The sequence below is a fragment of the Parajatrophihabitans canadensis genome, assembly GCF_053764775.1.
In genome coordinates, this window is sequence record NZ_CM132445.1 from 4194615 (window position 1) to 4218662 (window position 24048).

The window sequence follows — 24048 nt, forward strand, 5'->3', positions numbered from 1 at the left end:
GACATGGCCCGCGACTACTACGAGGTACTCGGCGTCGACAGGGGCGCCTCACCAGACGAGGTACAGCGCGCCTACCGCAAGTTGGCCCGCCAGTACCACCCTGACGTCAACAAGGACCCGAGCGCCGAGGATCGGTTCAAGGAGGTCAACGAGGCGTATCACGTCCTCGCTGACCCTGATACCCGCGTTAAATATGACCGGTTCGGGCCCGACTTCCGGCAGATCCCGGACGACTTCGTCGGCGCTGCAGCGGGTGGCACCGGCGGGTTCGGTCGCGCCGGATCATCCGGATCAGCTCAGCGACCCGGCGGCGGCCCGCGCGTGTACACCTCTCAAGGCGGCAGCGGGATCAACATCGAAGACCTGCTCGGCGGCATGGGTGGTGGCGTGGGTGGCTTCGACAGCATCTTCGACTCCTTCCGTGCCAGCGGCCCGGTCGCCGGAGCTGATCAGGAAGCCGAGATCCAGCTCACGGTCGAAGAAGCCCTCACCGGCGGCAAGCGGCACATCACGCTCAGCTCCGGTGTGGGCGAGCGGTCCTACGACGTCACGATCCCGCCCGGCGTCACCGACGGCCAGCGCATCCGGCTGGCCGGCCAGGGCGGCCAGGGCGGCCAGGGCGGCGGCCGCGGTGACCTCTACCTGGTGGTTCGCATCAAACCGCACCCCCGCTTCCGGGTGGAGGGCCGCGACATCTACGTCGACCTTCCCATCGCGCCGTGGGAGGGCGCGCTCGGGGCAACGGTTCCCGTGGTGGGGCCAGGCGGTGAGCTCAAGGTGACGGTGCCGGCCGGCACGTCGAGTGGTCGCCGGCTGCGGCTGGCCGGCGAAGGGATGCCGAATCGCAAGGGGAAGCCCGGCGACCTGTACACCGTCGTCCAGATCATGGTGCCGAAGCGGCTGAAGAAACGTGAGCGAGAGCTGTTCGAGGAGCTGGCATCCGTGTCGAGCTTCGATCCGAGAAGCGAGAAGAAATGACCATGCCGAGGTCAGGGAGCACCGGGGCCGGCTACGCGATCGCCATCGTGCCGAGCGCGCCACGCGTCGGGTTGGAGACGTTCGCCCGCCGCGCCGGCGTACACCCTGAAATGGTGGAGCGCTACGTCGCGCTCGGTCTCCTCGATGAGCATCGTGACGCGAACGGCGCGCTGTGGTTCGCGCCGAACCAATTGCCTGAGCTGGCGCGCATTCGTCGACTGCGGGCCGGTCTGCAAGTGAACTATGCCGGTCTCGGCGTGGTCATCGACCTGCTCGACCGCATCCAGCGTCTCGAGGACGCACTGCGCAAACAACGCCCATTGAGGAGCCAACCATGGACATGAACCGGTTGACACAGAAGTCCCAACAGGCATTGCAGGAGGCGCAAAGCATCGCCACCCGCTCGGGGCACACCGAGGTGGACAGCGAGCACGTGCTCCTGGCGGCGTTGCTGGACCAGGACGGACTCGCGCCGCGACTGCTGTCCCTGGCCGGTGCCGATGTCGACGGGCTGCGCGCCGATGTCGAGGCCCAATTGGCCCGCCGTCCAAAGGTGTCGGGATCCGGCACGACGCCAGGGCAGGTTTCTATAACCCAACGCCTCGGCCGGGTCCTGGACTACGCCGACCGCGAGGCGAAGCGACTCAAGGACGAGTACGTGTCCGTCGAACACCTGCTTCTCGGCTTGATCGAGGAGGGTGGCTCCGGAGCCGGCAAGATCAACCTGACTGATCACGGCCTCACGCGGGACTCGCTGCTCGCCGCGCTCACCGAGGTTCGCGGCAACCAGCGGGTGACCTCCGCGACGCCCGAGGGAGCGTACGAAGCGCTGGCGAAGTACGGCCGCGACCTGGTCGACGACGCGCGAGACGGCCGCCTCGACCCGGTGATCGGCCGGGACGAGGAGATCCGGCGCGTCATCCAGATTCTGTCGCGCAAAACGAAGAACAACCCTGTGCTCATTGGCGATCCTGGCGTGGGCAAGACCGCGATCGTCGAAGGCCTCGCGCAGCGCATCGTGCGGCGCGACGTTCCCGAGGGCTTGCGCGACAAGACGATTTTCTCCCTGGACATGGCGTCGTTGGTCGCCGGAGCGAAGTATCGCGGCGAGTTCGAAGAGCGGCTCAAGGCCGTGCTCGCCGAGGTCACGGCCGCTGAGGGTCGGATCCTGCTGTTCATCGACGAGGTGCATACGGTGGTCGGGGCCGGAGCGGCCGAGGGCAGCATGGATGCCGGCAACATGCTCAAGCCGATGCTTGCGCGGGGCGAACTGCACCTGATTGGTGCCACAACGCTCGACGAGTACCGCAAGCACATCGAGAAGGACGCTGCCTTCGAGCGCCGGTTCCAGCCCGTCCTTGTCGACGAGCCCTCCGTGGAGGACACCATCTCGATCCTGCGCGGCTTGCGCGAACGCCTTGAGATCTTCCACGGCGTCAGGATCCAGGACAACGCGCTGGTCGCCGCCGCCACGCTCAGCCACCGCTACATCGCCGACCGGTTCCTGCCCGACAAGGCGATCGACCTGGTGGACGAGGCCTCGGCCCGGCTACGCACCGAGATCGACTCGATGCCGGCTGAGCTCGATAGCCTGACCCGCCTGGTGATGCGACTGGAGATCGAGGAGGCGGCCCTCGAAAAGGAAAAGGACAAGGCCAGCAAGGCACGGCTGGAGGAGTTGCGAAAGGAATTGGCCGACCTGCGGGCCGAGGCCGACGCGAAGCGGGCCCAATGGGAGGCCGAGCGACAGGCCCTACGCCGAATCCAGGAGCTACGCAGTGACCTGGAGCGATTGCGGCAGAAAGCGGAGGAGGCCGAGCGCCAGTACGACCTGAACCGCGCGGCCGAGCTGCGCTACGGCGAGACCGCCGAACTGGAGCGGCGCCTGGCCTCCGAGGAGGAGCGGCTCGCCAACAAACAGGGCGGCAGCCGCATGCTGCGCGAGGTGGTGACTGATGACGAGATCGCTGAGGTGGTGGCGGCCTGGACCGGCATCCCGATCACCCGGCTGCAAGCAGGCGAACGGCAAAAGGTGCTCGAACTCGATCAGATCCTGCACGAGCGGGTGATCGGCCAGGAAGAGGCCGTGCAGCTGGTGACCGACGCGATGATCCGGGCCCGTTCCGGGATCAAAGACCCGCGTCGGCCGATCGGGTCGTTCATCTTCCTCGGGCCTACCGGGGTCGGTAAGACGGAGCTGGCCCGGACGCTCGCCGCCACACTCTTCGACACCGAACAGAACCTGGTCCGTATCGACATGAGCGAGTACCAGGAACGGCATACGGTGAGCCGCCTCGTCGGTGCGCCGCCGGGATACGTCGGCTACGAGGAAGGTGGCCAGCTCACCGAGGCGGTCCGCCGGAGGCCGTACTCGGTCGTGCTCCTGGACGAGATCGAAAAGGCGCACCCCGACGTGTTCAACACGTTGCTTCAGGTACTCGACGACGGTCGACTCACCGACGGCCAAGGACGCACCGTGAGCTTCCGCAACACCGTGGTCATCATGACGTCCAATGTCGGATCGCAGTACCTGCTCGACGGTGTCACACCCGACGGTGACCTCAAGACCGAAGCCCGCGAGCTCGTGATGGGCGAACTTCGCTCGCGGTTCCGTCCCGAGTTCCTCAATCGAGTGGACGACATCGTGCTGTTCAAGCCGCTCGTGCCGAAGGAGATCGAGCGCATCGTCGACCTGATGCTCGACGAACTGCGCGACCGGTTGCTCGCGCGGCGGATCTCACTAGAGGTCACCGAGTCGGCTCGCCGGTTCATCGCTCGGCAGGGCTTCGATCCGGTGTATGGCGCCCGGCCATTGCGTCGCTACATCGCCCGTGAGGTTGAAACGCGGATCGGTCGAGCCCTGCTCGCGGACGAGATCGCGGACGAGTCGGTCCTCACCGTGGAGCTCGTGGACGACGAGCTCGTGATTCACAGCACGGCTCCCGCGGCGGTGGCGGCATGAGCACGGCAGTAATGACCACGGTCGTTCAGTGCGAGCACTGTGGCAAGAAGAATCGGGTGCCTGCGGTAAGCGACGGCATTCCGCGGTGCGGCAACTGCCACCGGCCGCTGCCATGGATCGTAGATGCGGATGACGACTCGTTCAGCGACGTGGCCGAACGGGCCACGCTGCCCGTCCTGGTCGACATGTGGGCAATCTGGTGCGGCCCGTGTCGGATGGTCAGCCCCGCTTTGGAACAGGTGACTCACGAACTCGCGGGGCGCGTGAAACTGGTCAAGGTCGACATCGACGCGGCGCCGAAACTGTCGCAGCGGTTCACCGTGCAGGCAGTGCCCACGCTCATGATGCTGCGCAACGGCGCGGTCATCGCGCGACAGTCCGGCGCGGCCCCGGCAGCGACGATCCGGCGCTGGGTCGAAGACGCGATTGGCGCTCAGGACGGAGAGAAGACGTGACGACCGTGACCGATCCGCACATCGTGTACATCAGGCCGGTGATGCCGCAGACCACGGAGGGATGCCAGGAGTGCCTGTTGATCGGGTCGCCATGGCTGCATCTGCGGCTGTGCCTCACGTGTGGGCATGTGGGGTGCTGCGACTCCTCGCCCATGCGCCACGCACGGGCGCACGCGGGGACCGACGGCCATCCCATCGTGCGTTCGTTCGAGCCGGGAGAGTCGTGGCGGTGGTGCTATGTCGACGAGACCTACGTCTGACCAGGGCGGCATGAGGGGCGGACTCCCCGAAGGGCCGTTGCCCGAGACGCCGGACCTGCACGGGGCATATCCCCGGTTGACCGATGAGCACATCAAGGCGCTAGAGGCAGTCGGCGAACGCCGAGCCACAGCACGCGGCCAGGTCCTGTTGCGGGAGGGCGAACGGAGCACTGAATTCTTCGTCCTGCTCCGCGGCCAGGCCGTCGTCGTGAGCGACTACTTCGGGCCTGATCCCAAACTGATCCGGGTACATGGGCCTGGCCGGTTCCTCGGCGAGCTGAGTCTGGTCATCGGGCAAATCGAGTTCGTGACCACCGCGATCAATGTCCCTGGCGAGGTCGTGGCCGTTCCGGTCGACCGACTGCGCGAACTCGCCCGCAACGATGCCGACTTCGGTGACCTGGTGCTGCGCGCGTATCTGGTGCGACGCTCGATGCTGATCGGCGAGGGCGCCGGGCTGCGGATCATCGGTTCGCGGTTCTCGCCGGATACCCATCGGTTGCGCGACTTCGCTGCGAGAAACCGTCTGCCAAACCGGTTCACCGACGTGGAGGAAGACAGCGATGCCGAAGGGCTGCTGGCTGCGCTACGGGTGCCTACGCAGGACCTACCGGTCGTGATCGTGCGGGGCGAAGAGGTGCTGCGGAACCCGAGCAACGCCGAGTTGGCCGCATGCATCGGGCTTGGCTCACCGGTGCCCGCAAAGGAGATCTGCGACCTTGCGGTGGTCGGAGCGGGACCGGCCGGGCTCGCCGCAGCCGTGTACGGCGCATCCGAGGGTCTGACGACCGTCGTCGTCGACTGCGTCGCGGTCGGTGGGCAAGCAGCGACGTCGTCGCGAATCGAGAACTATCTCGGCTTCCCCGCGGGGATATCCGGGGCGGAGTTGGCCGAGCGAGCGACGATCCAGGCGGAGAAATTCGGTGCGCGGATCACGGTGCCCGCTGACGCAGTTGCGCTCAGCAAGGAGGACGGGCACTACCGGATCAGGGTCGACGGCTCGGGATCGCTCGACCTGACCGCGCGAGCCGTCGTCCTCGCTACTGGCGCGAAGTACCGCAGGCTCGATGTCCCGCGCCTGGACGAGTTCGAGATGACAAGCGTGTACTACGCCGCGACGCGGTTCGAAGCTCAGGAATGCTCGACCGACCCGGTTGCGATAGTCGGCGGCGGCAACTCCGCGGGCCAGGCGGCGATCTTCCTCGCGCAGCAGTCGCCTCGCGTCCACCTGCTCGTACGTGGCGATGATCTCGGCCGCGACATGTCGCGCTATCTCGTCGTTCAGATCGAAGCGAACCCGCGTATCCAAGTCCTGCTGAATACCGAGGTACGCGAACTGATCGGCGAACACGCCCTCGATAAAATTGTGGTCCAGAACAACCGCACCGGTGAGCGGACCGAACTCGACGCACGTGCCGTGTTCGTATTCATCGGCGCAACACCGTGCACGGCGTGGCTCGCCGACACGGTCATGCTTGACGACCACGGATTTGTCTTGACTGGCGACCATCTGCCGGACGCGCAGACAGGCCCACGCCCGTTGTTCCTCGAGACCAGCCTGCCGGCAATCTTTGCCGTGGGCGACGTCCGCAGCGGTTCGATCAAGCGGGTCGCCTCTGCAGTCGGCGAGGGCTCGATGGCAGTGCGACTTGTCCACGAGCGGCTGCGGTGACTCAGCAAGCAGCCGCTGTCCAGGCGGCAAGTCGTACCGCGAGGTCGACCCGACTGCGGATTCTGGCGCTGCAAGGACGACGCCGGCGCCCCGCCGACCAGACAGGATTGAGCGCCAGAGAGGCACTCGATGCCGCAACCGCAGATAACGAAAGGACACGAACATGACCACGCCCGTTAAGCACAATGACACCGGGATCGAACGCTGGACGCCCGCCGACGAATTCAACCGGATCAGCCAGGAGCTCTCCCAGCTCTTCGACGACCAGTGGTCGCTGTCCGCGGTGGCCAGGCAAGGTGGCTTCGTCCCGCTGGCGGATTTGGAAGAGACCGATGACGCTTACCTTGTCGATGTCGAGCTTCCCGGCTTGAAGAAGAAGGACGTCCACGTCGAGACGGACGGCTCGCGGATAACCGTCAGCGGTGAGCGAAAGGAACAGGCGCGCGGCGGCCTGCTCCGCCGCCACGCACGTTCCTGGGGTCAATTCCGATACGAGGTCGTCCTGCCGGACGAGATCGACGGCGACCATATCGAGGCCGCGATGAACGACGGGGTGCTGCAACTGCGGGTACCCAAGCTGCGGACGGGGCAGCAACGGCGGCAGATCGAGGTCAAGTAGCTACCTCTCACCTCGGCTTCGCGCCCGCGCCCGCTCTCGCAAGCTGTGCGCGTTTCGACTCCGACAGCGGCCATTGTGCTGCCTGCCCCCGATCGCCACAGGAGCCCGGATGCTTCCGTTCAAAGCCTCTTGCGAATCCGCGTACCTGCGCGTGGCCGCAGTCGGTCACGACACCGGCATGTTGGTTGTTCGGACAGTCGTGGCCGAAGGCACTTGGGCGTACCTACGGCTGTGCGGCGAGCTGGACCTCGCGACTGCTGACAGCTTGACCGGCGTCCTCGACCAGCAGTTCGAGAGCGGTCGACTGATCATTCACCTAGATCTGTCGGGACTGTGCTTCATCGACTGCGCCGGGCTGCGCACCCTGGTGCATGCACACAATGAATGCCTCGCCCACCGCGGCGCCCTCATCCTGACCAAGGTCGGAGGTCCGGCTGCCCGACTGCTCGAGCTCACCGGACTCTCCGAAGCGTTGTTCATCAGCGACGAAATGATTCCGAGGCAGACCCCGAAGTCGATGAGGAGTGAGCGCCGATGACCGTCACGCTGAACGAGGAGGCGTTCGACCGTGCCGAGGAGTTGATCACGGACGGGGAATTCGTATCGTTTGCTCCTTGGGACGCATCACTGGATGGAATTTCCACAAAGTCCGCGGATGCTTGAGGTTGGTGGCATGCGACATCACCGCGGCGAGCCCATTCAATCGCAGGATTCGATCCGTGTTGAGGGGCGGGAGCCGACACAAGACGGGATGGACGGCGCTGAGCCGATCCCCGAAGGCCCAGTACTGATAGGGATTGTTGCCACCCCAGGCATTTCAGAGGCAATGCTCGAAACGCTCGGCGCCGGGCTTCTTGATGATCTTTGCCGTTCATTTCCTGCGATCGATTGGCAGGTCATGACACTCGTCGACAGCGATGTGTCGCCTCCCGTGGAGATATCCGATCTGCTCAGCCGCGGCCGCCAGCATCTGCTCGAACATCAATGGCACCTGGTAGTGCTGATCACCGACTTGCCGCTGAAGGTCGGGCGCCATCCGGTGCTCAGTCACGCAAGCCGGGCCCACGGCGTCGCCGTCGTCTCGCTCCCCGCCCACGGCGCTCTGTCGCTGAAGAGCAAGACGCGCCGGAGCATGGCGAACGCCGTAAGCACCTTGATGGGCGCGAGCGTCTTGCCGGACCCGACAGACAACCCGGCTACCCGACGGCCCGGCAAACGGATGCGGGCAGCTGCCCGTATCCGAGAACTCGGTACCCCCGTCTCGCCACATCCCTCCAGCGTGGTATTTCTGGCGCGGGTCATCCTCGGCAATCTGCACCTGCTCGCCGGCATGCTCCGTGCAAATCAGCCCTGGCGCCTGACGCTGCATCTGACCCGGTCATTGACAGCGGCGGCGGCGACCGTTGCTGCAGTCCTGGTCACGTCCGACATTTGGCGGATCGCCGATCGCATGGGGACCGCTCGTCTTGTCCTCGCGACAGTAGGATCCATCGTCGCGATCACGGCGACGTTGATCATCGGCGCAGGCCTGTGGGAACGCAGCCCATATCCTCGAGCTCGACAGCAGGTGATGCTCTTCAACACCGCGACAACGGCAACCGTCGTGCTCGGCGTGTTCGCGTTGTACGTGATGCTCTTCCTGCTCAGCGCGTTGGGGGTGTTATTGCTGGTCCCCGGTGAACTGCTGTCGACTGTCCTGCAGCATCACGCCACGTACGTTGACAAGGTACAGCTGGCTTGGCTTGGCGGCTCGCTTGCGACCGTCGCCGGTGCCCTCGGGGCCGGACTCGAAACGGACGAGGCGGTACGCAGGGCGGCGTATGCAAACCGGGGACGACCTCGACCGCAGCAAAGCGAAGGGCCGACGCATGATCAGGCCGCCCCATCGAGTGGTGAGAATCGGTGAAGACTGCGGGCGCCCTGGGCCTGAGGGTGCAGATTGTCCGCACGTAGTTGGGCATGCCGAGGTAACGCCGCGAGGGCGCCTGCCGAGTTCAAATGATATCGACAGACGATCGCTTATCTAGAAACGCGGAGCTGGCGATGGATTACGAGCAGTTCATCTCTTCGGTGGAGGACGCGGTAGGCCCGGCGGATGGACCGGTCGCCCTCCGCTCGCTGGCCGATCGGTTGTCCGGGGTGCCGGACCGTCAGGTGTTCGTGCGTCTGGCCCGGGATCCCGCGCCGACGCCACCGCCGGACGGGCCGCCGGTCCACATCGATGTGGACGAGTATCGGCCGCGCGTCCGTGAGCGCAGGCAGCCGAAGCGCGCGAGCAGGTATCGCAGCGCCGAGGCCGGCGTGCCGACGCTCCTGGACGTGCTGGGTCCTGAGGTCTTCGAGCGGTGGGCCATCCAACGGTCGGATGACGACTCGGCGGTACGGCCGCCTCCGGTGGCCTCGGTGGTCCCGCTCAGTTTCTACTTCGGCCGGATCGTGGCACCCGCCCACGTGGTCGAGGACGTGCCGAAGCGGTTCGCTGATGCCGTCCTGGAAACGCTGGCCGAGCGGATCGGCCCGGTTGCAGTAGATGGACTCGTCGAACGGCTCCCGGCGGAGCTGCGCCCCGTGCTCAGGCACGCTCGCCATATCTACCCCGGTACCGGCAAGCACGTACGACTACAGCGGCTCCTCGACCATGTGGCCGAGCGCGACGACGGCTGTCCGATGTTGGATGTGCAACCGGAGCGGCCGATGCTAGCCGTGCGCACCGAAGCGGACCCCGAGATCGAGCTCCTGCACCTGGCCCGGCATCTCGCCTTCCGGCTGCCGTCGGGCTACGCGGTGAGGTGGATGGATCGCTCACGCTCGCCCGCAGGGGGCCCGGCAGGCCACGGTTCGGCCTGATGGGGGCGAGCCGGAGGACGAAAGTAGACCTAGGGGGCTCAGGCGCACTGCGTGTCCCGAAAGCGAGACTCAGAGTCGGTGCCACCCGCTCCACTACGACGCCCAGATGGAGGGACCGATGGCGGTAGCTGCAGCCAACCGAGTCAAAGAACTGTTTCGCGCCACGTCCGGTTTGACGATCGATGCCAGCGACGTTAAGCGATACCGAGACTTCGTCTACGACAAGCTCTATGACTTACTGCTGGTGGCCGTCGCCTCGGCGAAGGCAAATAACCGCGACATCCTTCAACCTTGCGACCTGCCGCTGACCAAAGGACTGCAAGAGCGGATACACGAGTTCGCGAGGTTGGAGCAACAGATCTCGATCGAGACGGTGATGGAAGAACTGGCGACACACCCGCCCCTCGACGTCGCCACCAGCGAGGAGTTGGAGGCGCGGTTACCGGCGGTCATCGGTGGCCTAAGCGTTGCCCTCGCGCAATGCTTTGTCATCATCGCGCCGCATCGCAAGAACCCGGGCACTGACCAGTGGAACGAGGCTATCGCGCTGTTCAACCTGCTTCTATAACAGTTCACCCGCCGCAGAGGTCTCGCGAGGATCGCCCGGCGATCCATCACTCTCGACGGAAACCCGTTGCGGCTACGGTCGATGCGCGCAGATTCGCCTCACTGGACGGGCAGGTGGATTCCGTTGCCGCAGGCGCACATGGTGAAGGCCCGTCCCCAGGAACGACAAGCGCGGCAGTTGCCGACGAGGTCCTCGCGGGAAATCCAATTCTCGAAACAATTACTGCACAGCGGCAAGGGCGGCAAGGGCTCGCCGCCCAGGTCGCTCATGGGAAGGAACTTGGTCGGTACCGCTCCGTCCAGCGCGCAACGAGACTGACCAGATTCCCCTTCAAGATGCGGCATTGTTCGCCTCCTTTCCCTGCTGTAGCCAACCTTAGGCTCAGACAGGCGCGTCGAGCCCCCGCGCTCCCCGGCAGTTCCGCGTCTTGGTGAACGAACCTGTCCACGGCAATTGCGGGTGGCGCCTAGCGCTATTGCCGGGTACTCGTTGGCAAGGTCGTCGAGCGCATCCAGAGCATGTAAGTCGCCATTGAGACGACGCTAACGCCGATGAGGGGGGAGCCGAGTGTCCGGTCACCCAGCGCCAGCGCCGTTATGCCGACCGCAACCGCCAACACGAGCAACACCAACGCAGCCAATTGGAGCGGTGTGCGCGCTCGCACCTGCTCCCATAATCCAGCCCGCCGAGGTGATCCTCGCTGAGTTGGCCACGGTTGGACCCTAGCCTGACAACTACAAGTCAGATAGTAGAAGCTGGGGTCGCGAGGAACACATCGCGGTTTCTTGACTCGTAATGCGATGAGAAACGAGCGTCACCGCGGCCACTGCGCGAAAGTTCCTCAGGCCCGGACAGGTCACCTGGGTCGCAGAATCTCTCGCGCTTCACGGATCGCGTAGTAGACGATCACTAGACCCGAGATCGGGTCGGCCCACCACGCACCGATGGTCGCATTGAGAACCAGGCCGACCAGCACCGCGACGGCGAGCAGGCCGTCAATGACGGTAACCCGCCCCTCTGTGAGCAGAACCGGGTTATTGAGCGCCGTACCTGTTCGTCGCTTCCCCGCTGCGAGCCCAAACATGACTAGTGCGGTCATAGCGGCCCAGGCGATCCCGAGCGGACTGTGACGGGGGTGGTATCCGCCGACCAACACGGCGACGACTTGCACGAGCAGATAGGCGGCTAGGCCTAGGAAGGCAATTGCGATCAAGCGCAGCGCGTGGCGCTGGCGCTGCTCCCCGGTGTCGGCGAGTTCCCATAAAACGACGGTGCTGGCGCCGATCTCGATCAGGGAGTCGAGACCGAAGCCGACCAGCGCGACCGATCGAGCGCTGATCGCGGCTGCTGCAAGAACTCCGATACCAACGACGTTCCAGCCGAGAGTCGCAAATTCCAGCTGCCGACCCCTCCTCAACAGGTCGACTCGACGACGCTCATCTAAACCGGATACGGCCACAGGGTGAGTCTGCCAAAGGCCATCGAAGGCTCGATGGCGCAGCGCGGTCATCGGCATGACCGCGTCTCGGACCGAGCGCACATCGCGGCAATTGCGGGTGTCCAGGGCCTAGCCGACGTGGGCGCCGACGGGGCTGACGTGGACTGTCGCGGCGGTAAGTCGGCGGACATGCGCTAGTAGGTGGTCTTCGGCGTGGTGGGCTATGCCGTGGGCGGTGGCGACGCTGATATTGGAGTCCACTTCAACGTCGGCTTCGGCGCGCAGAGTGTGCCCGATCCAGCGAATCCGCAGGTCACGCACGTCGTGGATGCCTTCGACGGAACGGATGGCCTCCGTAGCTTGATCGACCAATTCGGGATCAACTGCGTCCATCAACCGGGCGCCAACCTGGCGGACGGCCGAGCGCAGTACGCCAAGGATCGCGATCGTGATCAGCAGCCCGACAACGGGGTCAGCCCAGAGCCATCCGACGGCGACCCCGCCGGCGCCGAGCAGGACCGCCAAACTGGTGAATCCGTCGGTGCGGGCGTGCAGGCCATCGGCTACCAGCGCGGCTGAACCGATGCTGCGGCCCACTCGGATGCGATAGCGCGCCACGACCTCGTTGCCGATGAAGCCGATGAGCGCTGCCCCCGCGACGGCCCAGAGGTGGGTGACGTCCTCGGGGTGGATGAGGCGACGGACCGACTCGTAGGCGGCCAGCACCGAGGAGAGGGTGATCATCGCGATCACGAACAGTCCGCCTAAATCTTCAGCGCGTCCGTAGCCGTAGGTGTACCGCTTGGTTGGTGCACGCCTAGCGAGGGTGAACGCGACAAACAACGGAATGGCGGTCAGCGCATCGGCAAAGTTGTGCAGGGTGTCACCCAAGAGCGCGACCGACCCGGACAGAAGGACGACGCCCAACTGGATGACCGCAGTCACGGCCAGCCCCGCGAAGCTGATCACCAGCGCGCGTCGCCCCGCGTTGTCGGCTTCGAGGGCTTCATCTATCTGATCGGCTGAATCATGGCCATGGCCGCCGATAGCTTCAGACACCGCGTGCCTGAACGTCCCCCATCGTCCCGATTGGTGGTCATGGGAGTGCCCGTGATCAGGAGAGTGCTCGTGGTCGCGGTAGTGGCCGTGTTCATCGTCGTGCTCGGTGACGGCTTGTATGAGGTGGCCCATGCCCTTAGGTTAAGGAGCCATTCGCATATGTCCTAATTGCGAATCAATAGCAATAGCAACACATTCACAGTTCGCTACCTATGCAACGAGCATCATCCCGGCATGAGCGATGCATCGAACACCGTCCGGGTGAGACGATGTTCGGGTGTCCGTGCCAGCGCTTCACCATGACCAACGCGGGCGGGACGTGCAGTGGCTGCGTGCGGCCCGGTCGGCGCTGCTCCTGTCGTGGCTGTCGCTGGCATGGATGACCGCGGAAGGCGTCCTCGGACTCGTCGCGGGAGTCGAGGCGGGGTCGATCTCGTTGCTCGGCTGGGCGGTCGGCTCAGTGATTGAGGGTCTCGCCTCGATCATTGTTATCTGGCGCTTCACGGGAGCCCGCACATTGTCTGAGACTGCAGAGCAGCGGGCGCAACGCGCGGTGGCAGCATCGTTCTTCCTGCTTGCGCCGTACCTTGTCATCCAATCCGTGCGCGACCTGGCGAGCGAGCACACCGCCGACACCAGTGCGCTAGGTATCGCGATCACCGCCGCCAGCCTCGTCGTTATGCCAGTGCTGGGCGTAGCTAAGCGCCGCCTTGGAGCTCGTCTTGACTCACGAGCGACCGCTGGCGAGGGCAGTCAGAATCTCATCTGCGCCGGACAGGCCGCCGCTGTGCTTATCGGCCTCGCCGTCACCGGCGCGTATGGGTGGAGCTGGGTTGACCCCGCGATCGCACTTCTCCTCGCTGCTTGGGCGATCCGTGAAGGCGTCGAAGCGTGGCAAGGCGACGACTGCTGTTGACCGAGTCTTGCGGCGTGGTCGCGCGCTCATCGACATGTCCGGATGGCAATCAGCACGATCGACTGGCCCCAATCAGACTTCGGTCTGGCGCGGCCTATTCGTCTTTCAGGCGATGGTCCAGGTTATGTCGCAGTTGTCGCACGTGGCGAGAATGACCGTGGTCATAAGAGCCAATCCGGTGGCGAGTACCGAGATTCCGAGGGTAAGCACCAGACCGGTCCATGGACTAGAAATTGATCTAAGCCCCGTATCTGTTGGAGCCGCCTTAGGGAATCGAACCCTAGACCTTCTCATTACGAGTCGGATAGACCCATGATTTCCTGTGTTAGTCCGTGCCAGTCAGGGAACTTTCGTCGGTTATTGACGTATATTTCGTCCCGTGCTGACACCGTTCGGCACGGGGCGCATGTAGGCGACTGTGACACTCGTTGTGACACTCGTTGTGACACTCGTTGTGACACTCGTTGTGACACTCGTTGGGACACTCATCTTGATGCGACGAGCGCGGCGACGACGTTCTCGACGCTGTGGCTCACCTAAGCGGCCGCACTAGGTGCTGACGCACGCGTTTGCCCGCTTCCCTCGGATTTCCACAAGTCCTCCCGCGGGGACTTCAAGCCAGTCACCTAACCGGGGACGGTTCAAGGCTCGGGGTTAGACGTCGATGGCGAGAATGCTGTGGCTCTCGCCATCCAGGGTTGCGGCCACAGGCTGATCGTGCACCCCTCAGTGGGGCATCACACCGCGGCTGATGGTAGGCATCGCCTCACGTGGGCTGAACCGCAGCCCGGTGATCGGCTCGCCCGTGGCCCAGGCGTTAAACGCCTTCACATACAGCGCGACGTGCTCGCGGGTGTCGCGGCGGCGCTGCACCTGCCCGGCCTGTTTACGCGCCATCGTGAACATAACGCGCCGAAACACCAGCCGCGGGTCATTACGCACCAACCCGGCGCCGTCGACGATCCCCTCGAACCAATCCGCGAGGTCGGCCCGCTTGTTAGCCTGCGTCACCAGATAACTCGCTGCCCCCGCCGCAGACTTGATCATCCCGGTGGCCGTCGCGACCTGCTCCCCCACACTCACGAACTCCCGCAGCCGCGGATGTTGATCCAAAGTTTGTACGATCTGGTGGTTGGTGACCGCCGTCGGACCGCCCGACCAGCCCAGATCCGGGCGGTTCTCATACAGCCACACCGTGCGGACCATCGCCGCCAGCATGGTGCTGTTCTTCTCCCCCTCAATGGCCAGCACATCCGCAGCATTACGCCGCTTACCGGTGTCCAGCACATCGAAGGTGCCCGCATCCACCTCGGTGAACACCGTCAACTCCACCGGCACACCCGCCTCGATGATCGCGGCCAAACGGTGCTGCCCATCGACCAACACACCATCGGTGTCAAAAGCGATCCCCTGATGCGTGACCAACCAATCACCACGCCGCATCGCCTCCGCGAACCCCCGCACCACCGGCTTAGACACCGGACGGTTGGCCGTATTGGCATCCAACAACTCCGCCGCCCGCTTCGGACTAATGCTCTGCACCCTGCTCCGCACCCGAAAACCAACTCCCTTACGCCAACTCGAACAAAACAATCGCCGCATCGCTCCCCATGATCGCACCGACCGTCCCCCGGCCCGACCAACCACCACACGCAGGGCAGCGGGTCTATCGCGTAGTCGGTGTTCTTGCGGTTTCCCATCAGTAGTCTTCGGCGGCCTGGAATCGGTCGGCAAGGGATCGCTAAGGCGTTACGCGCTGCCTTCCACCGCACAGCCCATCGTGCCCGACCGACCCGGCAGGGGTCCAAGAGATCGGGTCACCAAGTACAGGCACTTCAGTGCGTGAGTTCCGGCCGCTCCGACCTGCTCACGAAGGTCGGACGCTCGGCGACCTGAGGACCGGGGCCACCGGCCAGCTGGAAAACCGGCGCTCTGATCCAGGGCTCACACAGTCCCAGCCAAGCCTCCTGGGTCAACATCACCCGGCATGACCAATCACGTGGTAAACCTGGGTAGAACGACGTCCCGCCCGGTGTGTGAGCGCAGGACTCACCGCTCCCGGAGGTCAGGACTGCGTCTGGGCAGAGCGCTGATCGGGCAGGGCAAGCCCGCAACCCACGACGCGTCATCGAATGGTGAAGGACCTGTCGAGCGATCGCGCCCTTGCGCGAGCGTCAGATGTCGTCGTGTTCGCGCGATCGGGTGAGCATTCTGTCAGCGACGCGAGACGTGGCCGGACAGGACGTCACCCACGCCCGAGTGCCCCACTCTGAGGTTGGTGGAGCGTGGCAATCGTCGCGAGCGTCAGCAGGTCGTCTGAGCAGCGTCCTGAATGAGTTCGGCGGTGATCTTCGGGTGACTGATCATGGCGACTGGGACGAGGTCGGCACTTCGACGACTCTGCGAGCCTTGCCACGGCAATACATCCAGCGCTCGCACTCTGCCGAGATCGCCCTTCTCCTGACCGGCGGCCAGCGCCCAACATCGGGATCGTCCGTCACGCGGCGGCTTGAGTCGGATAGATGAAGGAGTCCGGATCGATGGCCGCCGAGTGGCCTGCGAGAGTCGAAACGTAGGTGTAGGCAGGTCGGCGGCAAAGGCCGTTAGTTAGGTACAGGTCGATAACGGCGGTGCCATCGGGCTTCGTATAAGGGCTCCCGCCCGTTCCGCCCAGCGATCGTCGCGGCGACCGGTTGCCGGTCTGCGGGCGATGAGCGGGCGTCTTATTACTCGGCGATCGTTCCGTCGGGGCGGGTTGTCCGCAATAGCGGGTCAGGCCCTGGGCGCTCAGCCACAAGGTTCGCCCAGAGCCTGCCACCCCTAAACGCGCCCGTTCTCCCTCGTCCGCGGTAGTCCCCGACGCCCACCCGCTGGGTGTATTCGAGCCACGCCTCGGCGGTCGCAATTGCCTCAGCGACATCCACAGCGGCCACATCTCGTATACACATCCATCAGGATGTTCCAGAGGGACATGAAAACGCTGGCCCACCCCGGTGAGTCTCCCACTAACCGAGCCGCCCGACACGACCTTGCTGGCATCTGTTTACGCCTGACCACTCCAGAGGGTCTTCTTGGCATGTGTCGCCCTGAGCCGCCTGGAAGCCGTGACTGATCTCGGATCGGTTTGACGCCGCGGAAGTATGCGAGACTGAGCTGGATCGTTGCGGCCTTAGAAAGCAGTGAGCCGCGATGTCAGGGCGAGTAGGTCCGTTCGCTCGCCACCTGACACGTCGGCACGGGCCAGCGCTGGCGATCAGGTGCAGTGTCTTCGGGTAACGCTCTTGTGCTCGAGGTATTCGCTCAGGCCGACGGCGCCGTACTCGCGGCCGGTGCCGCTGGCTTTGTAGCCGCCGAACGGGCCGTCGAAGCTGATCGGGGACCCGTTGATGGTGACGGTGCCGGTGCGGATCCGGCGGGCGACCTGCAGGGCCTGCTCGGTGCTGGCCGACCACACTCCTCCGGACAGGCCGTATTCGGAGTCGTTGGCGATCCGGACGGCGTCATCGATGTCGTCGTAGGCGATGACCACGACGACCGGCCCGAAGATCTCCTCCTGCGCGATGCGCATGCTGCTATCGACGTCGGCGAACAGGGTAGGCGTGACGTAGTTGCCGTTCTCCAGCCCGTCGGGGATTTGGGGTCCGCCGGTGACCAGGCGGGCGCCTTCCTCGATACCGAGCTCGATGTAGGAGATGACGCGCTGTTGCTGGTCGGGGCGGATCATCGGGCCGATGAACGTGTCCGGCGCCGTGGGGTCGCCGACCTTCAGCGACTCCACCATGCCCTTCAGTGCGTCCACGACGTCCTGGTAGCGGCTGCGGGGGGCGAGGATGCGGGTCTGCAGGATGCACGCCTCACCGTTGTTGCCCAACGACCCGAACTTCAGGCCCTCAGCGGCAGCGGCGATGTCGGCGTCGTCGAGGATGATGGCCGCGGACTTGCCGCCCAGTTCCAGGCTGACCCGCTTGAGCTGCTCGCCGGCGATCGAGGCAATGCGCCGACCGGCTCGGGTGGAGCCGGTGAAGGCGATCTTGTCGACGTCCGGGTGCGCGATGAGGTGCTCGCTCGTCTCGCGATCGGCCGCCAAGATGCTCAGCACGCCGTCGGGAAGCCCCGCTTCGGTGAACAGATCAGCCAACAGCATCATGCTCAGCGAGTTCTCCGGCGACACCTTCAGCACGACGGTGTTGCCGGCCAGCAGGGCCGGGGCGAGCTTCGCGGTGGCCGCCGAGAACGGCGAGTTCCACGGGATCACCGCTGCGACGACGCCGATCGCCTCGCGCCGCACGATCGTGTCGTAGGGCGCCGAGGGGTCAGACGGCTCGAGGGTCTCCTCCCAGCCCAGATCTTCGGCCGCTTTGATGTAGGCGGTGACCTGGCGGGTCAGGAATGGCTGGCCCATTTTCGTGAACCACAGCGCCGAGCCGTTCTCGGCCGAGATGGCCGCCGCGACCTCGTCGGCGCGGGCCTCCCGCAGTGCGTTCAGGCGCCGGATGACGTCCTGTCGCTGCTCGGGAGTGGTCTGCGGCCACGGGCCGTGGTCGAATGCCTCGCGGGCCACCGCGACCGCGCGATCGATGTCAGCGTTGGTGGCCTGGGCCACCTGCCCCAGCACCGACTGGTCGTGGGGCGAACGGATCTCCAACAGTTCGGGGTCGCTCCGCTCGACCCATGTCCCACCGATATACAGCTTGTCTCGCGTGATCATCAGCTTCTTCTTTCCTTCAGCGCTATGGGAATGCGCGTGCTTTCGGGGTGTGGGATCAGGAAGTATGGGGTGGCCGCACCATCCGGGCGACGGCCGTCTCGGCGAAGTCGCCGAGGCCGGCAAAGTCGGTGGAGACGCTCAGCTCGCGCCAGGCGATGTCTTCGGCGGCGCGAGCGGCGGCGTACTGCGGCGCGAGCCAGACCGCGTCGGAGCCGAGCAAAAGCCGGACCGGCGGCTCGGCCGCCTGCGTGACGGTCAAGATGGCCCGCGCCATCCGGGCCGGGTCGCCGCGCTGGACGTCGGCGTTCTCGGTATAGGTCCGTGCGAAGACGCCGACCGTCGGTTCGTACTCTTCCCGCAGGTTCTCCACCGAGATCGGCGCAGCGGCCCACGGGGTGCGGATGCCGCCGGGTTCGACGACGGTCACGTGGATGCCGAGAGTTTCGACCTCGCGGGCGAGGATCTCGGAGAAGCCGCCCAGCGCCCACTTCGAGGTTTGATAGGCGCCGAGCCCGGCCTGGGCGCGCCGTCCGCCGATCGACGAGATGTTCACGATGTGACCAGATCGCTGGGGACGCAGTACGGGCAGTGCCGCGCGGACCATGTTGACCGAGCCGTAGAGGTTCGTCTCGATGTTGCGGCGAAAGTCGTCTTCCGGCATGTCCTCGATGGAACCGACGCTGCGGTAGCCGGCGCCGTTGACGAGCACGTCGATGCGACCGAAACTGCGGACGGCATACTGGACCGCCTCACGGGCGGCGCCGGTGTCGGTGACGTCGAGCGCCATAGCCCGCAACCTGCGGGCCGCCCCGTCGTCCGGCGTCGGCAGCTCGTCCCCGTTCAGATCGGCGGCCAGCACGTTGTGCCCTGCGTCAAGGGCAGCGGCGACCAACTCGCTTCCGAGGCCGCCGGCCGCGCCGGTGATCAACCAGGTCTGCATCGCAGACAAGTGCCGCTCTACGGATGCCATGCTCTCAATATATGCCACATGTATGTGACATTTAATGAGTAAGTCGCCATCTTTAGGTGGTGATTCCGACCACAAGAACCACTCGCGCGCCGATGTACAGACACGAGAGCCACGAGTTGTCGCTCGTGCACGTACGGCGGCGCCGCCCAGGTCACATACCATGACACCGATATGAGAGCCGACGCATCCCGCAACCTGTCCCGGCTCCTACGGACCGGAGCGCGCTTGCTCGCCGAGGACCCGACCACCACCATCGCGGCCATCGCCGCACAGTCGGGGGTCGACAGGCGGACTGTCTACCGACGCTTTGACACCCGCGAAGCCCTGCTTGGCGCAGTGTTCCAGGCCAAGCTCGACTCCGCGCAACGGGTCCTCGACGAGGCCCGCCTCGTAGAGGCGCCGGTGGCGGTGGCACTGCACCGTTACGTGGAAGGCATCATCTCAGTCAGCCGGGAATGGCCACTCGACACCCGAAGGATGATGCAGACCGACCCCACCGCGAACGCTCGCCGCGAACAACAAAGCCAACGGCTGGACCGCTTCGTGCAACGAGCCAGCGATGAGGGTCTGCTTCGGGCGGACCTGCCAGCTGGCTGGGCCCGTTCAACGCTCGACAGCCTGGTCGACCGCGCAGCCCACGACTTTGCCGACCTCGACGCGCCTCGGGCCGCCGATCTCATCGTCGCCACACTGCTGAATGGCATCGGGCTGCGTTGAAGACCGCCGCCTAGACACCTCACGCGGCCCCGCTTGGGCTGGCGTCGGTGTGCTCATCAGCTCCGGACCGAATCGCTGCCCCCGCTACGGACCAGGAAGGATCAGTGCCGCCCAGCGGCAGGGCGGGCGGATGTGCCTGGTCTGGCCGAATCTCAAGCCGATCCATACCCACAGGGTAACGATGATTGCCGACCCCGTCATCGCAATACCCGCCCTTCCTCCCCGATGCTGGTGTTCCATGACGGCGGATCGGAGCAGGACAATGGACGACGAGTGCGCCACGACGCAGGTACCCGGCCTCGCCGGCAAGACCGCCGTGGTCACCGGCGGCGGAAGCGGCATTGGCGAGGCGACAGCCAAGCTGCTCGCGGGCTCCGGAGTCAACGTCGTAGTCGGTGACATCAATGTTGCCGGGGGCGAGCGGGTCGCGGCGGAGATCAACGCCAACGGCGGAACGGCCATTTTTCAGCGATGTGATGTCACAACCGAGCGCGACACCGCCGCCTTGGTAGAGCAGGCGGTCACGTCATTTGGCGGCCTGAACCTGTCGGCGAACATAGCCGGGGTGCCGCAAGAGTTCAGTCCGCTGACGGACACGAAGCTGACGGACTTCGAGCGCAACTATCTGGTGAACCAGCGCGGCGTGTTCCTCAGTCTGCGTGCGGAGGTAAACGCCATGCTGGAAGCGGGCGGCGGAGCGGTCGTGAATGTCGCGTCGATTGCTGCACTGCGTGCGTTCGACGGGCTAAGCGGCTACGTCAGCAGCAAGCACGCCGCCTTGGGTCTATCGCGTACCGCAGCGTCTGAGTATGCGGATCGCGGAATCCGAGTGAACTGCGTAGCGCCAGGGGCAACGGCGACACCAATGTTGCTCGGAACCGTCACAGCCGAACTGGAAGCGATCTCCGCTGCTCAACCGATGCGGCGACTCGCGACGCCAGAAGAGATCGCGAACGTCATCGGGTTCCTGCTTTCCGACCGTGCGTCCTACGTCTCAGGCGTCGTTGTGCCCGTTGACGGCGCCTGGATGGCTCGAGGCGGATAGAGCCCGCATCTCACCGCGGCCACCTTGATTGGGCAGGGCTGATTCACGGTCGCGGTCGCAGACCGTAAGCCGCCTACACCTCCCACAGCAGATTAGGTGCTTAGCAGGCACGTCGACGAGAACCGGAGAACATCATGAGTATTGAGAACGAGATCAAACAGGTCGTGTCCCTTTACACCCGGGCCGCGGACCGGCGCGACGGCGCGGCGATGGCCGCGCTCTTCGAGGCTGACGGAGTCTCCGAGATCTATCTTCACGGACCTGGTGGACCAGACGATAGGCAACCGTTGGGGAAACTCACCGGAGCAGATCAGATCGAGGCGGCGGTAACCAACGCCATGGCGCCGCACCCGCCCCTGGGCTGGAGCCACCACACCACCTACGACCACCTGGTCAGCATCGACGGCGACGAGGCCAGCATCGAAACCCAGTTCATCACCTACAACGTCGTCGGAGCCGCCAAGCCCGAGGGCGGGTGGCCGGCCGGTACCTTCGGCGCCCAGGGCAGCATCACGCCCATCGAGTCCGGGTACTACCGCTTTAACCTCCGCCGGACCGACGGCACGTGGAAGATCCGCCACCAGGAAGTCATCCACGACATCCCCTACGCCTTCTGAGCATCCGGGGCCTCCGCAGCCCCTACGGCGGGCTGTGGAGGGCCCCGGTTCTTCAGGCCATCCAACCCTCAAACAGGAGGTCATCGCAGGCATGGCAACACTTGGACTGATCGGCAGTGGAAACATCGGCAGCGCCCTCGCTCGGCTGGCGGTCGACGCCGGCTTGGACGTCGTGCTCAGCAACTCCCGGGGACCGGCGACGCTGTCCGGGCTCGCGGCCGAACTGGGGTCGCGGGCCCGTGCTGGCACTCCCGCGCAGGCAGCCGCCGCAGGTGACTGGGTCGTCGTGACGATCCCGCTCAGCGCTGTCGGGGCAATGCCCCGGGAACCCCTCGTCGGCAAAACAGTCATCGACACCGGCAACTACTGGGCCCCGCGTGACGGCGCCATCCCGGAACTCGACGCGAAGACGCTCACCGACAGCGAAATACTCCAGCGCCACCTGGCCCAGGCGCACGTCGTGAAAGCGTTCAACAACATCAACCACAAACACCTTGCGGCCCTGCCGCGGCCCGTGGACTCCGCCGACCGCACCACCCTGCCGATCGCCGGCAACGACCCGGGCGCCAACAAGCACGCCGCCGAGTTGCTCTCACTGCTTGGGTTCGACTTCCTGGACATGGGGCCGCTCACCGAAAGCTGGCGCTCACAGGTCGGCACTCCAGCCTTCTGCGCGCCATACGCGGTGACCAAGGACAACCACTACCTAGGCCAGCCAGCCGCCCCCGCCTCCGCCGACGAGGTCCGCACGGCACTGGCCTCGGCCCGACGCTGAGCCCCACCATGGTCTTCCACCTACACCACAACATCGCCCTCAAACAGGCGATGTCCGCCCCCGGCGGAGCACGATGAAAGCGGTCGTCTACCACCCCTACCGCGGCCCGGAGCCGGGAATCCTCGAACTCGCCGAGGTGGCACCGCCCAAGGTGCACGTCGACTCTGTCCTCGTCCGCGTGCACGCCGCGGCCGTCAACCCCGCCATCGGAGACAACGCCACCCGCTACGCCTCACACGAACTCGCCGCCACCCGCCACGGAAAAGGCCGCATCGTCCTACGTGTGATCCCCCAATCCCAGAAGCGAGTTCTGGCTCACCGATAACCGCGGACGCGTGACTGCGGCGCAGACGCAGGACGCCTCACACCACGACAGGATCTGCCCTTACGACAGTCAGCGCCCGTTATATGTCGTCAGCGAAATGAGAAGAGAACGAATCATGCGAGCAGTTGTGTATAGGTCTGTCGGGGGCCCTGAGGTCATCGAGGTTGCCCAGGTTGAATTACCGGAGCCGGGAATCTTCGAGATCCGGATCAAGGTCGACGCCGCGACCCTCAACCCGGCCGATGTGGCCGCGTGGAGCGGCCTGTTCCCGGCGCCCCCGCCAGGGACTCATTTCGGGCTCGGCTGGGACGTCGCCGGCACGGTCGACGCCGTCGGGCCGTATGCGGGGTGGGAACCCGGAACCCCCGTAGTCGCGATCGTGCAAGGCGCGACCGGCGTGGTGCGAGCCCAGGGCGAATACGCCATCGTCCCCAGCAACGCCGCCGCCATCGCGCCGGCCGGCGTAGACGCCGCACATGCCGCGACCATCCCGTTGAATGGACTCACCGCCGCGCAGTCGGTGGAACTGCTCGGCCTGAGCGCAGGCCAGAGCGTGTTCATCACCGGCGCGGCGGGCGCGGTCGGCGGGTTCGCGGTGCAACTTGCCAAACGCCGCGGCCTGACGGTGATTGCCAGCGCTCGCGCCGGCGATGGCGACTTCGTCACGGCCGTACTGGGTGCGGACGTGTTCGCCCCGGCCAACGACGACCCCACTGCAGCTGTGCGCGAGCTCGCCCCGAACGGCGCGGACGCAGTATTGGACACCGCCACCCTCGGCAGTCGCATCATCGGCGCGGTCAGTGACGGTGGCACCTTCGTCGCCACCCGGATAGACGGCGTCCCCGAGCCCGAGCGCGGCATCCGGGTGCGACTGACCCGGGTCTCGCCCGACGCCGCGATGCTCACCACCCTGTCCGACCTTGCCGCTGCGGGCGCATTGACTCTTCGAGTGGCCCAGACCTACCCGCTGGAGCAGGCTGCACAGGCCCACGCACGCCTGGCCGAAGGTGGCCTGCGCGGTCGACTCGTCCTGACCACCTCGTGAACCTTCAGCAGTCGCAGCCTTGGCGGGGCTAGTAACTTGGTTGGTCGCGGCATCGCTGACGCTGGACACGAC

The 24048-nt window shown here is 65.5% G+C and carries 27 protein-coding genes; 19 read left to right on the top strand and 8 right to left on the bottom strand.

Annotated features, from left to right (window positions below; translation table 11 throughout):
* The first annotated feature begins 3 nt into the window (after positions 1-3).
* The 12 genes from ACSMXN_RS20190 to ACSMXN_RS20245 all read left to right on the top strand — a co-directional run bounded on the left by ACSMXN_RS20190 (position 4) and on the right by ACSMXN_RS20245 (position 10361).
* Complete coding sequence (locus tag ACSMXN_RS20190) at positions 4-978, top strand: J domain-containing protein (protein ID WP_022914584.1); 975 nt, start codon at positions 4-6, stop codon at positions 976-978.
* The gene (locus tag ACSMXN_RS20195) at positions 975-1322 is read left to right on the top strand and encodes a chaperone modulator CbpM (RefSeq protein WP_022914583.1); all 348 of its coding nucleotides are present in this window, start codon (positions 975-977) and stop codon (positions 1320-1322) included. The genes ACSMXN_RS20190 and ACSMXN_RS20195 overlap by 4 nt, the downstream gene beginning before the upstream one ends.
* On the top strand, positions 1313-3940 hold the full coding sequence (gene clpB, locus ACSMXN_RS20200; protein WP_022914582.1) for an ATP-dependent chaperone ClpB: 2628 nt from the start codon (positions 1313-1315) through the stop codon (positions 3938-3940). Before ACSMXN_RS20195 ends, clpB begins: the two co-directional genes overlap by 10 nt.
* Entirely contained in the window at positions 3937-4395 is a 459-nt protein-coding gene (trxA, locus tag ACSMXN_RS20205) for a thioredoxin (protein ID WP_022914581.1), read from the top strand. The genes clpB and trxA overlap by 4 nt, the downstream gene beginning before the upstream one ends.
* Positions 4392-4655: a UBP-type zinc finger domain-containing protein gene (locus tag ACSMXN_RS20210; RefSeq protein ID WP_022914580.1), complete on the top strand. Its 264-nt coding sequence runs from the start codon at positions 4392-4394 to the stop codon at positions 4653-4655. Before trxA ends, ACSMXN_RS20210 begins: the two co-directional genes overlap by 4 nt.
* A complete protein-coding gene (locus ACSMXN_RS20215; RefSeq protein WP_027139750.1) occupies positions 4633-6327 on the top strand; it encodes an FAD-dependent oxidoreductase in 1695 nt (564 codons plus the stop codon). The genes ACSMXN_RS20210 and ACSMXN_RS20215 overlap by 23 nt, the downstream gene beginning before the upstream one ends.
* Positions 6328-6490: 163 nt before the next feature.
* Positions 6491-6946 (top strand): Hsp20/alpha crystallin family protein, encoded by a 456-nt coding sequence (locus tag ACSMXN_RS20220; protein WP_022914578.1) that lies wholly within the window; start codon positions 6491-6493, stop codon positions 6944-6946.
* Positions 6947-7055: 109 nt separating this feature from the next.
* Positions 7056-7484, top strand: coding sequence for an STAS domain-containing protein (locus tag ACSMXN_RS20225; RefSeq protein ID WP_022914577.1), 429 nt, complete (start codon positions 7056-7058; stop codon positions 7482-7484).
* Positions 7481-7609 carry a hypothetical protein gene (locus ACSMXN_RS20230; RefSeq protein WP_022914576.1) on the top strand — a complete coding sequence of 43 codons (129 nt, stop codon included), beginning with the start codon at positions 7481-7483 and terminating at the stop codon, positions 7607-7609. The genes ACSMXN_RS20225 and ACSMXN_RS20230 overlap by 4 nt, the downstream gene beginning before the upstream one ends.
* Positions 7602-8852 (top strand): hypothetical protein, encoded by a 1251-nt coding sequence (locus ACSMXN_RS20235; protein ID WP_196811381.1) that lies wholly within the window; start codon positions 7602-7604, stop codon positions 8850-8852. The genes ACSMXN_RS20230 and ACSMXN_RS20235 overlap by 8 nt, the downstream gene beginning before the upstream one ends.
* 137 nt (positions 8853-8989) lie before the next feature.
* Entirely contained in the window at positions 8990-9793 is an 804-nt protein-coding gene (locus ACSMXN_RS20240) for a DUF2267 domain-containing protein (RefSeq protein ID WP_022914574.1), read from the top strand.
* A 118-nt stretch (positions 9794-9911) separates the two neighbouring features.
* Positions 9912-10361 carry a DUF1931 family protein gene (locus ACSMXN_RS20245; protein WP_027139749.1) on the top strand — a complete coding sequence of 150 codons (450 nt, stop codon included), beginning with the start codon at positions 9912-9914 and terminating at the stop codon, positions 10359-10361.
* Between the two features lie 98 nt (positions 10362-10459).
* On the opposite strand, the gene ACSMXN_RS20250 is transcribed toward ACSMXN_RS20245, so the two are convergent.
* The 4 genes from ACSMXN_RS20250 to ACSMXN_RS20265 form a co-directional block, all read right to left on the bottom strand.
* Positions 10460-10705 carry a hypothetical protein gene (locus ACSMXN_RS20250; protein WP_155958480.1) on the bottom strand — a complete coding sequence of 82 codons (246 nt, stop codon included), beginning with the start codon at positions 10703-10705 and terminating at the stop codon, positions 10460-10462.
* A 128-nt stretch (positions 10706-10833) separates the two neighbouring features.
* A complete protein-coding gene (locus ACSMXN_RS20255) occupies positions 10834-11025 on the bottom strand; it encodes a hypothetical protein (protein ID WP_022914572.1) in 192 nt (63 codons plus the stop codon).
* A 192-nt stretch (positions 11026-11217) separates the two neighbouring features.
* On the bottom strand, positions 11218-11820 hold the full coding sequence (locus tag ACSMXN_RS20260; protein WP_027139748.1) for a cation transporter: 603 nt from the start codon (positions 11818-11820) through the stop codon (positions 11218-11220).
* Between the two features lie 108 nt (positions 11821-11928).
* Positions 11929-12990, bottom strand: a complete 1062-nt coding sequence (locus ACSMXN_RS20265; RefSeq protein WP_022914570.1) for a cation diffusion facilitator family transporter — start codon at positions 12988-12990, stop codon at positions 11929-11931.
* A gap of 145 nt (positions 12991-13135) precedes the next feature.
* Here ACSMXN_RS20265 and ACSMXN_RS20270 point away from each other — a divergent pair, with 145 nt between their 5' ends.
* Positions 13136-13774: a cation transporter gene (locus ACSMXN_RS20270; protein ID WP_022914569.1), complete on the top strand. Its 639-nt coding sequence runs from the start codon at positions 13136-13138 to the stop codon at positions 13772-13774.
* 726 nt (positions 13775-14500) lie between these two features.
* Here ACSMXN_RS20270 and ACSMXN_RS20275 read toward each other — a convergent pair.
* The 3 genes from ACSMXN_RS20275 to ACSMXN_RS20285 all read right to left on the bottom strand — a co-directional run bounded on the left by ACSMXN_RS20275 (position 14501) and on the right by ACSMXN_RS20285 (position 19452).
* A complete protein-coding gene (locus ACSMXN_RS20275; RefSeq protein WP_196811380.1) occupies positions 14501-15316 on the bottom strand; it encodes a hypothetical protein in 816 nt (271 codons plus the stop codon).
* A 1711-nt stretch (positions 15317-17027) separates the two neighbouring features.
* Complete coding sequence (locus tag ACSMXN_RS20280) at positions 17028-18482, bottom strand: aldehyde dehydrogenase (protein WP_022914564.1); 1455 nt, start codon at positions 18480-18482, stop codon at positions 17028-17030.
* A gap of 55 nt (positions 18483-18537) precedes the next feature.
* Positions 18538-19452: an SDR family NAD(P)-dependent oxidoreductase gene (locus ACSMXN_RS20285; protein WP_051148977.1), complete on the bottom strand. Its 915-nt coding sequence runs from the start codon at positions 19450-19452 to the stop codon at positions 18538-18540.
* Positions 19453-19623: 171 nt separating this feature from the next.
* Here ACSMXN_RS20285 and ACSMXN_RS20290 point away from each other — a divergent pair, with 171 nt between their 5' ends.
* Positions 19624-20169, top strand: a complete 546-nt coding sequence (locus ACSMXN_RS20290; RefSeq protein WP_022914562.1) for a helix-turn-helix domain-containing protein — start codon at positions 19624-19626, stop codon at positions 20167-20169.
* A gap of 19 nt (positions 20170-20188) precedes the next feature.
* Here the strand turns inward: ACSMXN_RS20290 and ACSMXN_RS20295 are convergent, their stop codons facing one another.
* The gene (locus tag ACSMXN_RS20295; protein WP_022914561.1) at positions 20189-20335 is read right to left on the bottom strand and encodes a hypothetical protein; all 147 of its coding nucleotides are present in this window, start codon (positions 20333-20335) and stop codon (positions 20189-20191) included.
* A 96-nt stretch (positions 20336-20431) separates the two neighbouring features.
* Between ACSMXN_RS20295 and ACSMXN_RS20300 the strand changes: the two genes are divergently transcribed.
* The 5 genes from ACSMXN_RS20300 (at position 20432) to ACSMXN_RS20320 (ending at position 23976) form a co-directional block, all read left to right on the top strand.
* Positions 20432-21214, top strand: a complete 783-nt coding sequence (locus tag ACSMXN_RS20300; protein WP_022914560.1) for an SDR family oxidoreductase — start codon at positions 20432-20434, stop codon at positions 21212-21214.
* Positions 21215-21348: 134 nt separating this feature from the next.
* Entirely contained in the window at positions 21349-21831 is a 483-nt protein-coding gene (locus tag ACSMXN_RS20305) for a nuclear transport factor 2 family protein (RefSeq protein ID WP_022914559.1), read from the top strand.
* Between the two features lie 91 nt (positions 21832-21922).
* Positions 21923-22606, top strand: a complete 684-nt coding sequence (locus ACSMXN_RS20310) for an NAD(P)-binding domain-containing protein (RefSeq protein ID WP_022914558.1) — start codon at positions 21923-21925, stop codon at positions 22604-22606.
* Between the two features lie 73 nt (positions 22607-22679).
* Complete coding sequence (locus tag ACSMXN_RS20315; protein ID WP_022914557.1) at positions 22680-22931, top strand: hypothetical protein; 252 nt, start codon at positions 22680-22682, stop codon at positions 22929-22931.
* Positions 22932-23046: 115 nt separating this feature from the next.
* On the top strand, positions 23047-23976 hold the full coding sequence (locus ACSMXN_RS20320; protein WP_455407624.1) for an NADP-dependent oxidoreductase: 930 nt from the start codon (positions 23047-23049) through the stop codon (positions 23974-23976).
* Positions 23977-24048: the final 72 nt, after the last annotated feature.

Coding starts and splice junctions, on each gene's coding strand:
- ACSMXN_RS20295 (WP_022914561.1), bottom strand. CDS start 20,335: ATGGATCGGCTTGAGATTCGGCCAGACCAGGCACATCCGCCCGCCCTG.
- ACSMXN_RS20230 (WP_022914576.1), top strand. CDS start 7,481: ATGACCGTCACGCTGAACGAGGAGGCGTTCGACCGTGCCGAGGAGTTG.
- clpB (WP_022914582.1), top strand. CDS start 1,313: ATGGACATGAACCGGTTGACACAGAAGTCCCAACAGGCATTGCAGGAG.
- ACSMXN_RS20315 (WP_022914557.1), top strand. CDS start 22,680: ATGAAAGCGGTCGTCTACCACCCCTACCGCGGCCCGGAGCCGGGAATC.
- ACSMXN_RS20235 (WP_196811381.1), top strand. CDS start 7,602: ATGCTTGAGGTTGGTGGCATGCGACATCACCGCGGCGAGCCCATTCAA.
- ACSMXN_RS20250 (WP_155958480.1), bottom strand. CDS start 10,705: ATGCCGCATCTTGAAGGGGAATCTGGTCAGTCTCGTTGCGCGCTGGAC.
- ACSMXN_RS20265 (WP_022914570.1), bottom strand. CDS start 12,990: ATGGGCCACCTCATACAAGCCGTCACCGAGCACGACGATGAACACGGC.
- ACSMXN_RS20305 (WP_022914559.1), top strand. CDS start 21,349: ATGAGTATTGAGAACGAGATCAAACAGGTCGTGTCCCTTTACACCCGG.
- ACSMXN_RS20240 (WP_022914574.1), top strand. CDS start 8,990: ATGGATTACGAGCAGTTCATCTCTTCGGTGGAGGACGCGGTAGGCCCG.
- ACSMXN_RS20320 (WP_455407624.1), top strand. CDS start 23,047: ATGCGAGCAGTTGTGTATAGGTCTGTCGGGGGCCCTGAGGTCATCGAG.
- ACSMXN_RS20310 (WP_022914558.1), top strand. CDS start 21,923: ATGGCAACACTTGGACTGATCGGCAGTGGAAACATCGGCAGCGCCCTC.
- ACSMXN_RS20245 (WP_027139749.1), top strand. CDS start 9,912: ATGGCGGTAGCTGCAGCCAACCGAGTCAAAGAACTGTTTCGCGCCACG.
- ACSMXN_RS20190 (WP_022914584.1), top strand. CDS start 4: ATGGCCCGCGACTACTACGAGGTACTCGGCGTCGACAGGGGCGCCTCA.
- ACSMXN_RS20225 (WP_022914577.1), top strand. CDS start 7,056: ATGCTTCCGTTCAAAGCCTCTTGCGAATCCGCGTACCTGCGCGTGGCC.
- ACSMXN_RS20280 (WP_022914564.1), bottom strand. CDS start 18,482: ATGATCACGCGAGACAAGCTGTATATCGGTGGGACATGGGTCGAGCGG.
- ACSMXN_RS20300 (WP_022914560.1), top strand. CDS start 20,432: ATGGACGACGAGTGCGCCACGACGCAGGTACCCGGCCTCGCCGGCAAG.
- trxA (WP_022914581.1), top strand. CDS start 3,937: ATGAGCACGGCAGTAATGACCACGGTCGTTCAGTGCGAGCACTGTGGC.
- ACSMXN_RS20290 (WP_022914562.1), top strand. CDS start 19,624: ATGAGAGCCGACGCATCCCGCAACCTGTCCCGGCTCCTACGGACCGGA.
- ACSMXN_RS20195 (WP_022914583.1), top strand. CDS start 975: ATGACCATGCCGAGGTCAGGGAGCACCGGGGCCGGCTACGCGATCGCC.
- ACSMXN_RS20285 (WP_051148977.1), bottom strand. CDS start 19,452: ATGGCATCCGTAGAGCGGCACTTGTCTGCGATGCAGACCTGGTTGATC.
- ACSMXN_RS20220 (WP_022914578.1), top strand. CDS start 6,491: ATGACCACGCCCGTTAAGCACAATGACACCGGGATCGAACGCTGGACG.
- ACSMXN_RS20215 (WP_027139750.1), top strand. CDS start 4,633: ATGTCGACGAGACCTACGTCTGACCAGGGCGGCATGAGGGGCGGACTC.